The sequence below is a fragment of the Vibrio sp. S9_S30 genome, from assembly GCF_014694455.1.
Taxonomy (GTDB): domain Bacteria; phylum Pseudomonadota; class Gammaproteobacteria; order Enterobacterales; family Vibrionaceae; genus Vibrio.
This window is the reverse complement of the sequence record NZ_JAAUWT010000009.1, coordinates 191,715-204,068: the sequence shown is the minus strand read 5'-3', so window position 1 is coordinate 204,068 and position 12,354 is coordinate 191,715. Positions and strand designations below refer to the sequence as shown.

At 41.8% G+C, this 12,354-nt stretch carries 7 protein-coding genes; 4 read left to right on the top strand and 3 right to left on the bottom strand.

Features of this window, described 5'->3' with window-relative positions; all coding sequences use genetic code 11:
* Window positions 1–544: 544 nt before the first annotated feature.
* Window positions 545–1,852, bottom strand: coding sequence for a hypothetical protein (locus HC752_RS12875; RefSeq protein WP_190335565.1), 1,308 nt, complete (start codon window positions 1,850–1,852; stop codon window positions 545–547).
* 566 nt (window positions 1,853–2,418) lie between these two features.
* On the opposite strand from HC752_RS12875, the gene HC752_RS12870 reads away from it, so the two are divergent.
* Window positions 2,419–2,637, top strand: a complete 219-nt coding sequence (locus HC752_RS12870) for a hypothetical protein (RefSeq protein ID WP_190335564.1) — start codon at window positions 2,419–2,421, stop codon at window positions 2,635–2,637.
* 14 nt (window positions 2,638–2,651) lie between these two features.
* Here HC752_RS12870 and HC752_RS12865 read toward each other — a convergent pair whose 3' ends face one another.
* Window positions 2,652–3,977 carry a hypothetical protein gene (locus tag HC752_RS12865; RefSeq protein WP_190335563.1) on the bottom strand — a complete coding sequence of 442 codons (1,326 nt, stop codon included), beginning with the start codon at window positions 3,975–3,977 and terminating at the stop codon, window positions 2,652–2,654.
* Window positions 3,978–4,769: 792 nt separating this feature from the next.
* Complete coding sequence (locus HC752_RS12860) at window positions 4,770–6,068, bottom strand: hypothetical protein (protein WP_190335562.1); 1,299 nt, start codon at window positions 6,066–6,068, stop codon at window positions 4,770–4,772.
* 487 nt (window positions 6,069–6,555) lie between these two features.
* On the opposite strand from HC752_RS12860, the gene yegD reads away from it, so the two are divergent.
* The 3 genes from yegD to HC752_RS12845 all read left to right on the top strand — a co-directional run bounded on the left by yegD (window position 6,556) and on the right by HC752_RS12845 (window position 12,333).
* Complete coding sequence (yegD, locus tag HC752_RS12855; protein WP_190335561.1) at window positions 6,556–7,926, top strand: molecular chaperone; 1,371 nt, start codon at window positions 6,556–6,558, stop codon at window positions 7,924–7,926.
* A gap of 549 nt (window positions 7,927–8,475) precedes the next feature.
* Window positions 8,476–10,149 carry a PKD domain-containing protein gene (locus HC752_RS12850; protein WP_190335560.1) on the top strand — a complete coding sequence of 558 codons (1,674 nt, stop codon included), beginning with the start codon at window positions 8,476–8,478 and terminating at the stop codon, window positions 10,147–10,149.
* Between the two features lie 423 nt (window positions 10,150–10,572).
* Complete coding sequence (locus tag HC752_RS12845) at window positions 10,573–12,333, top strand: hypothetical protein (protein ID WP_238930515.1); 1,761 nt, start codon at window positions 10,573–10,575, stop codon at window positions 12,331–12,333.
* The last annotated feature ends 21 nt before the right edge of the window (window positions 12,334–12,354 follow it).

Here is a 12,354-nt window from a genome sequence, read left to right as displayed (position 1 = left end):
GTCAGATTTTAAATAAATATTTAAGCTCATAAAATTTATTTTACACTGCTATTTTAAATAAAAATAACAATACACTGCACAGTAACAATTGAAGCCTTAAACATTCCCAAATAACTTAAACATACCCAAATAACTTAAACATACCCAAATAACTTAAACATACCCAAATAACTTACATATGCCCAGTAACTTAAATATGCGGGTTTCAGAACGGTATATCTCATTTATTAGGTGGAGCTGTCATTCATGAAAATATTTGAAGTTTCGTCATCACATCCTTTCATGTAGAATCACCGACCTTTTTCACTCAAATACGGAAGGTGACATGCACATAAATTTTAATGAAAGCATCCGCAAATTGCTCGGTAGCGTCCATAGTAAAATAGCGGTTATGTTAAAAGACACAACATCAGGAAAAGATTGGTCAATATCGCCAAAAAATGGGAATATCATGACCACTTATGTTAAAAGAAATAAAACGAAAAAAGCCCAATCGTTTATTCGATTGGGCTATCAGAGGGCTTGGTTAGCCTAAAAAGCGAATTTAATTAAAAGTGATGGGAGTCGATGCGCCTTTTTCAGTCAGTGAGAAGATTTCATTTTGCGTAACAATATGAAGGCGACGGCTATTCGCATCCGAGTAGTCCAAAACCATCAACTTCATTTCTGGTAATGCATTGTTCAACGCTGTGGTCACAGCATGCCCACTGGGTGCAATCACAACTTCCGCTTTATCAAGCGAGCCGCTCTTATTCTTCGCGCTCGGTCTCAAATAAGCCTCGAAATTTTTACTTTCCAATTTCAGTAGCATCTCGTCCAAAGAGTGGCTTGTAAACCTCGCCGTAATCTTTTCGTTTCCTATGCTACCAACCCAATTTGTATTTTTTAGGTCTTCAATCTTGGCCACTTTGGTAAAACGTTTAAACATTATTGGATTGCTAGACGCATTATCAGAAGTCAGCGTTAACGAATTGCCATTAATTTGAAAACGGTTTTGAGATTGCAGCAGCACAGCCCATGGATAAAATATCTTATGAGGCACATTCAATTTACCAATATGAATAGACCCTTGTGTCAAATCGTATTCATCTGCATCTGTCCTCTTATCGAAAGAAAATTTAGTTCCTGGACTGTTATTTGCGAACAGATCCACCGATTCATTTGAGATCTTGTGCGAGCCGCCCAAAAAGGTTTCTGTTGAGATACCTGTATCTGTTCTATTGCTTTCATGGATTCGTAGCCCGCGATTGTGAGTAACCAAAGCTCCTGTTCGTGGCAGTTGCTGTATTCCCTTTAAGTACGTATGAACGGCAGCGGAGCCCAACTCCTCGGCGTCCGTGTCCGTGTGTACCCAGTAAGAATCGAGTATCGCCTGTCGAGCATGTCGCTTGTTTACGTATTTTGTCACATCAAGAAATTTCAACTGAGAACCAGTGCCTTTAGAAGACAGTACCACTTTCGTGGTGAGCGGCCCACGATCACTCTCAATGTTGTTTGCGGTTCGCAACGTTCGAAGATCATCATTCTCCTCAAGGTTACACCCATGGGGACTACCAAACTTGTTGAGTTTGATATTCACTTCACCACCCGAAACACTGGCAGGATCATTCAGGTTTAGCGTACCCGAAACATAGCCACACGTATGGTCAATGCTAAATGCGATGGAATCCGCTTGAGAGTGCTCTTCAAATGTCATCAACATTTTTTGGTTTAATTCATTATCGACCAAGTCTGCATAGGCAAAGATGCGCCCTTCGAAGTTTTCTAGAAGTGACGATTGAGCTAAAGCTGGCGCCGTAAACAGAGTAAATGCAACTGCAAGCGACAATTTAGAAATATTCAGGGTTTTCATTATGTTCTCCTGTATTATCTTTTAAAACGTCAGAGATTCTGTTTGAATTCGCACTGACGTATAACAAAATGGGCATCTGAAGTTATTATTTGCTTAAGAAAATAAGAATTAAAACAACAGAAAATGGAATGCGATCAGAAAATGATTCCAAAAATCAAACCACCAACACCTTCTACTCAATCAGTTCATATAGGACTCCATCCCTTATATTCATTGCCCTTTCGAAGTTTCGATGGCATTTTGAAGCTATTGATTTTGCATTTCATCGTCAATGAGAACGTTCTCTTTCATTGATCTTCAGCCAGCTTTTAAATAAATATTAAAATTAATGAAATTTATTTTGAAACACCATTTCAAATAAATATTACAATATGATACACAGTAAATAATGGTTCCTTATATACCAAAATGACTTAAATACACCCAAGTGACTTAATTAGCCTTATTTCAGAACGGTATATCTTATTTATTAGGTGTGGCTTTCATTCATAATAATATTGAAGGTTTCGTCATGACATACTTTCATGTAGAATCGCGACCTTTTTCACTCAAATAAGGAAAATGACATGTGCATAGGTTTTGACTATGGCACCGAAAATTGCTCGGTAGCCTCCATAGAAAATAACGATCATGGCAAAATAGCGATCATGGTAAAAGACACAACATCAAGGAAAGATTGGTCAATATCGCCAAAAATGGGAACATCATGGTCACTTACGTTGAAAGAAATAAAACGAAAAAAGCCCAATCGTTTATTCGATTGGGCTATCAGAGGGCTTGGTTAGCCTAAAAAGCGAATTTAATTAAAAGTGATAGGAGTCGATGCGCCTTTCTCAGTCAGTGAGAAGATTTTACTTTCTGTAACAATATGAAGCTTACGGTTATTCGCATCGGAGTAATCCAAAACAACCAACTTCGCTTCTGGTAAAGTATTGTTCAACGTTGTGGTCACAGCATGCCCTCTGGATGCACTCACAACTTCCGCTTTATCGAGCGAACCGCTCTTATTCGCGCTCAGTTTCACAAGAGCTTTAGAGTTTGCACTTTCCACATTCAGTATCATCGTGTCCAAGGAGTGGCTGGTAAACTTCGCCGTAACCTTTTCGTTTTCTATGCTACCTGTCCAATCTGTATTTTTTAGGTCTTCAATAGTGGCCGATTTAATAAAACGTTTATACTTAAATGGTCTGCTAGACGCATCATCGGAAGACAGCGTTAACGAATGACCATTAACGTTAAAACGGTTTTTAGATTGCAGCAGACCAGGCCAACTCAAACCTATCCTCGAAGCCCAGAAAAAATGACCAAATTCAATAGACCCTTGTGTCAAATCGAAAGCATCTCTATCTGTCCTCTCGTCGAAAAAGAACTTAGTCCCTGCTCCAGCCTTCCCACCCACTGTTTCATTTGAAACCTTGAACGAGTAAACAAGGGTTTCTGTTGCGATCCCTGTAGGTGTTTTATCGCTGCTAAAGATTCGTAACCCCTGATGGTGAACAACCGAACTTTCGGGGCCCACAAACTTAGAAAGGTCTAGCGGGTGCTGAATTCCTTTCAAGTACTCATAAACAGAAGCGGAGGTCGGCTCCTTGTAGTTAGTGTCCGTTTCAGGATCGTATTCTTTTATCCAGTAAGAATCGAGTATCGCCTGTCGAGCACGTTGCTCCTCTGCGTCTTTTGTCACATCACTAAATCTCAAATTAGAACCAGTGGTTTTAGAAGAGAAGTATGTTTCCTGAGTAAAGAGCCTAAGGGAGAAAACGTCGTCTGCGGTTACCAGCGTTCGAAGTTCATTAAAATCCTCCGCGCTGCATGCATGGGTACTACCAAACTTGTTGAGTTTGATATTTATCTCACGACTATCCGAGTTGGCAGGATCATTCAGGTTTAGCGTACCCGAAACATAGCCACACGTATGGTCAAGGTTAAATGCGATGGAACCCGCTTTAGATTGCTCCCCAAATGTCATCAACATTTTTTGGTTTCGTTCATTATCGACAAACTCCGCGTAGGACAAGATGCGCCCTTCGAAGTCTTCTAGAAGTGACGATTGAGCTAAAACTGGCGCCGTAGACAGAGTAAATGCAACTGCAAGCGACAATTTAGAAATATTCAAGGTTTTCATTATGTTCTCCTGTATTATCTTTATTTAGATGTCAGAAATTCTGCGATAATTCGCAATGACGTATATAAATAAAATAAATTACTGGCACAGTTAAACGCTTAATAAAATAAGCATTTAAACAACAGATAATGGAATACGAGTAAAAAATAATTCCAAAAATTAAAACATCGAGATCTTATACTCAGCCAATTCATATAGGACTCCATCCCTTATATTCATTATCCTTTCGAAGTTTCGATGGCATTCTGAAGCTATTGATTTCATATTTCATCGTCAATGACGGTGTTCTCTTTCATTGATCTTCAGCCAGCTTTTAAATAAATCTTAAAATTGATGAAATTTATTTTAGGCTTCCATTTCTTCAAGTAAAGATAACCATACGTTGCACAGTAACGATTGGTTTCTTAGATATACCAAACGACTTAAATACACCCAAGTGACTTAATTAGCCTTATTTTAGAACGGTATATCTTATTTATTAGGTGTGGCTTTCATTCATAATAATATTGAAGGTTTCGTCATGACATACTTTCATGTAGAATCGCGACCTTTTTCACTCAAATAAGGAAGATGACATGTGCATAGGTTTTGACTATGGCACCGAAAAGTGCTCGGTAGCCTCCATAGAAAAATAGCGATCATGGTAAAAGACACAACATCAAGGAAAGATTGGTCAATATCGCCAAAAATGGGAACATCATGGTCACTTACGTTGAAAGAAATAAAACGAAAAAAGCCCAATCGTTTATTCGATTGGGCCATCAGAGGGCTTGGTTAGCCTAAAAAGCGAATTTAATTAAAAGTGATAGGAGTCGATGCGCGTTTCTCTGTCAGCGAGAAGATTTCACTTTGTGTCACTATATGAAGCTTACGGTTATTCGCATCGGAGTAATCCACTACAATCGATTTCAGGTCTGGGAATGCATTGCTCAGCGTTGTAGCCAAAGAATATCGACCGAGTGAGCTCACCACTTCTGCTTTACTAAACGAATCACTCTTGTTGGTATTCAGCTTAACGAAAACTCTTGAGCTTCTACCTTCCACAGCAAGTATCATCTCTTTCAAGGAGTGGCTGCTATATCTTACCGTCACATTCTCGTTTGCAATACTACCGACCCACTCTGTATTTTTAAGATCTTCAATATTGGCGAGTTTAACCAAACGATTAAACGTAAAGCTTTCATCAGAGGTATCGGAAGACAGTATTAGCGAATCACCATTCACTTGAAAGCGGTTTTTAGCTCTCAACTCCCCAGGCCACGTCAAAAATATCTTTTGCAACCAATAAAAATCATCAAACTCAATAGATCCCTCAGTAAAATTAATACCATTTGAATAGTGGTCATTTATATATTTTCTGTCAAACGTCAATGTCGTTCCTTTATTTCCAGACAATGGCGCTAAACGATTCTTGATGCTGATACTGCCTACAAGAGTTTCTGCGGCGATACCTGTATCCGTTCTATCGGTTTCAAAGATGCGTAATGCATTATTGTGAACCACCAAAAACGGGTGGTCTGTTTGAACTCTTTCCAAATAAGGAGCAACAGAAGGTTTCTCATCGGACTGGCTGTCGGATGTAGCGTCATTTCTTACCCAGTAAGAGTCGAGCACCGCTTGTCGAGCTCGCTGCGGCTTTATGTCATCGGTAATATCAGTAAATAATATCTTAGCGCCAGTGACCTTGGAAGATACTTCCATATGAAAATAAGCCAACCTAAAATTACTGATTTTGTCTGCGCTGACCAATGTTCGAAGATCTTCAAACTCTTCCGCTGTACATTGACGAGTACCGCCAAACTTATTGAGTGTGATCTTCGCATCAGAATCCAAACTACCAGGGTTAATCGCTTTCAACGTACCCGTAACGTAGCCACAAGTGTGGTCAAGGTTAAATGCAATGGAGCCCGCATGAGATTGCTCTGCAAAAGTTATCAACATTTTTGGGGATTGGCTATCCGAAGAATTTAAGTAGCTTAGAGTACGCCCTTCTACTATATCCAAATAATCTGGTGATTGGGCGAATGCTGCTGTAGAGCACAGAGCAAATGCAGCTGCAAGTGACAGCTTAGAGAGATTTAAGGCTTTCATTATGTTTCCCTATATATTTTTTATATAAACGTCAGAAAATGATTCCAACACCAAAGGCATCCGTATCTCTTGGTTAGCGAGGTTTATAGTTAACAAAGTACATAAGTTAACAAAGTTCATAAGTTAACAAAGTTCATAGTTAGCAAAGTTTACTTAGCCAGAAGCCAGCTCACATAACACTGCATCCCTTATGTTTACTGGCTCCCCAACGTACCGATGATCGGATAGAAACTATTAACTTTGCATTTTTTCGTCAATGTCGATATTCCCTTTCATTGATCCCCAGCCAGCGATTAAAATATTTTTTAAAAACCTGAAATTTTCTAGCTCTCCCCCCTATTCTCTTAGCGTTGTCCTATATAGACCTCACCATGCGCTCCACAGTAAATGATTTCCCACTCGATAGAAAACGTGAACTCATCTCATATATTTTCTCAACCATTTGCTGTAGTATCGCTGACCTTTTCACTCAAATACGGGAGATGACATGTACATAGGTTTTGATTATGGCACCGCAAATTGCTCGGTAGCGTCCATGGTGAAAGACACAACATCTGGAAAAGATAAGCCCGTATTAATCCCATTAGAAAATAACAACGAATTCATTCCCTCCACTCTATGTGCCCCAACACGCGAAGCAGTATCGGAAGCGTTGTTTCGCCATCACGGTATCTCACCCAGCGATTCGATTGGCGAACAAGTGCTCAAACGCTCCATCGCTTTTAACCGCGAAGAAGGTATTGAAGTCTTGCCAGAAGACATTGTGTTTGGTCAAGCAGCGTTGGATTTATACCTCGAAGACCCGCGGGAGGTGTATTACGTTAAGTCACCAAAGTCCTTCCTTGGTGCCAAAGGCTTGCATGATGTCCAAATCCGATTTTTTGAAGATTTGGTCTGTTCAATGATGGTCAATATCAAAAACAATGCCGAGCACCGTACCAATCAAATGATTAACGATGCTGTGATTGGCAGACCAATCAACTTCCATGGTCGTGGCGGCGAAGATTCCAACCAGCAAGCCGAAACCATTTTGCGAAAAGCGGCAACGCGAGCAGGATTTCGCAACATTGAATTCCAGTTTGAGCCTGTAGCGGCCGGTCTTGATTACGAAAACACGTTGAGTGAAAACAAAATCGTTTTGGTGGTCGATATCGGCGGTGGTACCACCGACTGTTCCTTGATCGAAATGGGACCCGACTGGGCACGCCAAACCGACCGAACCAACAGCTTGTTAGCGCACAGTGGTCAGCGAGTCGGAGGGAATGACTTCGACATATACCTTGCCTTCAAGCAGCTTATGCCAGCATTGGGTAAAGGATCGAAAACGAGTGCGGGCATCGATATCCCGTTAAATCAGTTTTGGAACCCTATCGCCATCAACAATGTTGAAGCGCAGCGCGACTTTTATGGCAGAGACAATCACAAAATACTCAAACAGTTAAAAAAAGAAGCACAAGAGCCAAACAAAATCGCACACTTGTTGCAAGTGTACTTGGAAACACTTGGGTACAGCATTATCCGCCAAGCTGAGCAAGCCAAAATTGCACTTTCTGATGCACCGCTATTCACCACCCAACTGAATTTGATGTCTGCAATGTTGGAAGTGGATATCTCGCAAGCTCAGATGGCTGAAGCGGTCTCGACACCCCAAGAAAAAATGATGGATTTGGTCACCGAAGCCGTGAAATTAGGTGGAACAATGCCAGACGCCATTTACTTAACCGGTGGTAGCGCCCGCTCTCCGATTTTACGAAAAGCAATTGAAGCTCAGCTACCTAATATCCCGATGGTTAGCGGTAGTTACTTTGGCTCGGTAACGGCTGGGCTAACGTATTGGGCAAAAACCTGCTTCCAGTAACACACCACTCACTAGAACATTGATTACCAAGTTATTTTTAAAAGCACTCTCTTTTTGAAGGCATTCGATCTTTAATGGCATCATTCAAAAAGACGGTGCTTTTTTAAATGGTACAACAAAATACCTTCATAAATAACGTCTTATCCCTAGTTCAGGTTAACTATGCCAGCGTATGCCTCGACGGTGATCGGAATTCGCCGTTAGCTTTAGCTTTAGCTTTAGCTTTAGCTTTAGCTTTTTAAATGAGGATACGTGATGGCGGCAGACACTTCATCGCCTCTGGTTTGAGCGAAAGGCATCCACAATTTAGAACGCAGTCACTAATTCATTAAATGTGCAATTTGTTAATTTCACTTAACCCGAACTCTTCTCATAACTTATTAATATAACTTGAATTTATTACGCTTATTTAAAGCGAAACCATCAATTCCAACTAGATTTTGAGTGCCTCGAAGAAAAGGGCAGTTTCATTATTTAGGGACTTTTGCACTTAGATAGAGAGATACCTGCGAGGCTGAACTTTACAGATGCATAAAATGGAATTAAAAAATGAACCATACCATGACACAAATTAAGAAGAGAAAGTCACAACTTATTGCCATCAGTACTCTGGCAATCGGTATAGCAACCGCAACGTCAAGCTTCGCGACGAACAACCAAATTCCGGATGTTTTACCAACCATCTCAGAGAAAGTAGTCGCACAATTGTCTTTATCTGCCACGCAAGGTCATGAAGAGAACACAAACCGACTCTACTCCCCAAATGCCAGCTTCATTAAAGTCCACTTCTCGCAATTTCAAGTGCCGGAAGGCATGGCGATTGAACTTTCATCACCAGACAGAAGCGAAGTGTTGCACTACGGACCGGGGTTAAATACGGCAAAAACCTACGATTCCAATGCCGGAGATGATGGGGTAAACCGCTTCTCGGCGATGTCGATTCAAGGGGACACCGTGCAAGTTAACGTCATTGGTAAAGCGAAGGATCCAAACAGCGTATTCAATGTGGTGATCGACCAATATCAGAAAGGCAAAACGCAAGCCGAAATCGATACCATCATCAACGTGAACCCAGATGGTACAGAATCCATCTGTGGGACTGACCAGAAAAAAGCTGCCGTATGTTATGAGGGTTCTCACCCAACCGAATACGCTCTGTCACGCCCTGTGGCTCGATTACTGATCGGCGGACGCAGCTTATGTACCGCATGGCGTGTCGGTCCGGATAATTTGATGATGACCAATAACCACTGCGTTGAATCAGCGGCAGAAGCGGCGTCAACCGAAGTGTGGTTTAACTACCAACAAGCAAGCTGCGGTGGCGCCAGTGCCACTACCGTAAAAGTCCAAGCTAACCAACTTCTTTCTACGGATTACACGCTCGATTACACACTCTTTAATGTCAAAGATTTTGCCAGAATCACGCAATTTGGTCACCTAGGCTTGGATCCGAGAATTCCTTCATTGTCTGAGCGCATATTTATTCCTCAGCACCCAGGCGGGCGTAAGAAAGAGCTCGGCATCGAAACAGACTACACGGGTGTTTGTCAGGTCGATCGCCCCGTTGTGAATGGCCGTGGAACCAATACCGATGCCGGTTACTTGTGCGATACGGAAGGCGGATCTTCTGGCTCCCCTGTTTTAGCGGCATCAAGCAACCGTGTTATCGCACTGCACCACCTTGGTGGCTGTTACAACAAAGGCGCGCACATCAGTAAGATTTGGCCAAAAGTCTCTTCTTACTTCCCTGCGGGCGTTCCGAACAGCTACGTAGACATTATTGATGTGAACCGCCCTCCTGTTGCCGATTTCACCTTCAGCTGTACTAAACTCGCCTGTACGTTTGATGGCTCTAAGTCGTTTGATCACGAAGGGGCATCGCTGAATTACAGCTGGGACTTTGGAAATGGTAGCCATGCTAGCTCAGCCAAGCCTTCGCATACCTACCTAGCTGATGGTACTTACACGGTAAAACTCGTTGTCACTGATGATGCGAACTTATCGGATGCGTACACTCAAAGTATTACAGTGAAAAAAGATTCAACCGGCGGCAGTTTGTGTGCAGGCTTAGCCATTTGGGATGAGAAAACGGTTTACCTAACGGGAGATTCCGTACAGCACAACGGTGTGAAATACCAAGCCGCTTGGTGGACGCAAGGCGCAAACCCAGAGCAAAACTCAGGTCCGTGGGACGTTTGGGCAAACTTAGGCGCGTGTAAGTAACGCATGTAAAGTGCCATTCCAATCATAGCCGGAGCCATGACTCCGGCTTTCATGGTTACAGTCAGTCACTTCTCGCTCAGACTTTCACCGGATCTTGTGGTTATTCATTTCCTCCCAATACCGTATCTCCCAACGACCCTGTACCTATACTGCACCTTAAGACTAAGATTCATACTGACCCTCGATAAAGTCTATTTAAATCAATAGGCTGATAAATCATCAATGCCAGAAAGATGTCAGAAAAATGTCAGAGAGTGACCTTACTTCCTTTTAAAAAAGGATTATTTTATAAAATATTCAGGAATGCTCTTTTGCTGTGTTAGGAATGAGAAACTTTTTGAATTCTATGGAAAAAAGGACATTCTCGTGAAAAAAAAACAGCTCGCACTCATTATTAGTGCTCTAGTGATATCCGGTAACGTAATGGCCAACCAAGCCATCATTTATCCGGGAGAATCAAGCAATGAATATCCTTCTGTTCATACTGGGTCTATTAATGCTAATAATGTGAAACAGTCGCAATCCAATGTTGAGCTAACCAGCGATGACTTATCAAACAAAGTCCGCACAATTTTACTCCCAAAGCATTACTCGATTGAACCCGAGCTCGAAGCAGAGCTACGCGATGTTGGTGCACAACAAGGATTTATGGTTGAGATTAACGATAATATGCGTTTATGGGCGGAAGACAACATGTGGTCTTCGAGAGATGGAACTAAAATATTTCGACCTAAGAAATCACTTGGGGACAGGAAAGACCCATTTTTTGCGTTTGTGGTGGCCGCAGGGAAGTCACCAATAGCAACAATTGAAGGTCACCATAGTTTAGGTATCAAGACTTCGCAGGGAGTCAAACCGTACTCACTATCACAAGCGGACTCTTACGCTAAAAGCTCCGGAGCAGAGCTTATCAAAACGTTCTCGATTATTGATGGCGGCAACATGCTTACTGGTAAACGTGAAAATGGCACACTATATGCTCTTGTTGGACGAGATGCGGTACTGCAAACAGCGTTACGTCACACACGGTTTAGTAAAGAGCGCATTGAGGCAAAAAGACAGCAAAAAGAACAAGCAGGAGAATACTCTCTTTCCATCATCCCACACACATTTAAGGGCCTGTATTTTCAGTTAAACAATGACCCAGAAATAGATAGACTTTTGTTAGAAGCAGCCAATCTATTACCCGTGGGCAGTACACTGGAAGAGCAACTTCATTTTGCGAAGCTCATGGTAGCGAAGTCTGAGATTATGAGTGCCCCTTATGATCAAGTTAAAGCGGCGACAATCAATATGGATGTGAGTCATGTCAAAGCCAAAATTATAAATCGCTATGAAGAACTCCATGGCGCTCCATTGCCTGAGGGCTTTGATTTAGATTACCATTTAAATACGGCTTATGGTTATTTAGTCACTGCAGCAAATCAAACACCCGAGTTTGATTTCTCCCTGATCGATACCATGCTTGAGACGCTGCCCACGGATCGAATTAAAGAGAAGCACTATGCAGCTATGCTAGAAGCCGGTGGTTACATTCGAACTGGACTAACAGACGCTGAGGCTAGCATACAAGCACGCCGATTTATGGCAATGATGGAGATTGTTAACAATAAAATGGCAGAGGAGCTGGGTGTCACCCGCGAAAACTTAGTCATTCTGACTCAGCCAGGATTCCATATTGATATGCACCTTCGCCCGCTCGAGAACGGTAAAGTGCTCATCAATGATTATGAACAGAGTAAGCAGTTTGTTGAAAACGTGATTCAAAATGACACTGCCATCAGCGATGCAGATCGCACAGAGTTGCAAGATACCGTCACTCAATTACAGACAAAAGCTGCATATTATGCGGATATATACCAAATGATCCATCAGCAACTTATCGATGCTGGTCTTACTCCAATCAAAGCAATTGGTGAGTTTGATATTGGTCAACGAAAGGTTAATTGGCTAAATGGTATAATGGGGCATGGAAATTCCAAATTCTATGTGACTAATGCATCCAGCATTCCATCGCTGAATAACGCTTTTGCCGATTGGCTTAAAAATATTGTTCCAGAAATTTCGGTTTATTTCGTAGGGCATGCCCCTGCAACCATTAGCACACATAAAACGCATAACCAAGCTGAAGCTCTGCTTCGTGGATCCGGCGGACTGGATTGTGTAACGATTCATTTTGAATAAAAGAAAGAATTAAAGTCTCAA

Coding starts and splice junctions, on each gene's coding strand:
- HC752_RS12875 (WP_190335565.1), bottom strand. CDS start 1,852: ATGAAAACCCTGAATATTTCTAAATTGTCGCTTGCAGTTGCATTTACT.
- HC752_RS12870 (WP_190335564.1), top strand. CDS start 2,419: ATGTGCATAGGTTTTGACTATGGCACCGAAAATTGCTCGGTAGCCTCC.
- HC752_RS12865 (WP_190335563.1), bottom strand. CDS start 3,977: ATGAAAACCTTGAATATTTCTAAATTGTCGCTTGCAGTTGCATTTACT.
- HC752_RS12860 (WP_190335562.1), bottom strand. CDS start 6,068: ATGAAAGCCTTAAATCTCTCTAAGCTGTCACTTGCAGCTGCATTTGCT.
- yegD (WP_190335561.1), top strand. CDS start 6,556: ATGTACATAGGTTTTGATTATGGCACCGCAAATTGCTCGGTAGCGTCC.
- HC752_RS12850 (WP_190335560.1), top strand. CDS start 8,476: ATGAACCATACCATGACACAAATTAAGAAGAGAAAGTCACAACTTATT.
- HC752_RS12845 (WP_238930515.1), top strand. CDS start 10,573: ATGGCCAACCAAGCCATCATTTATCCGGGAGAATCAAGCAATGAATAT.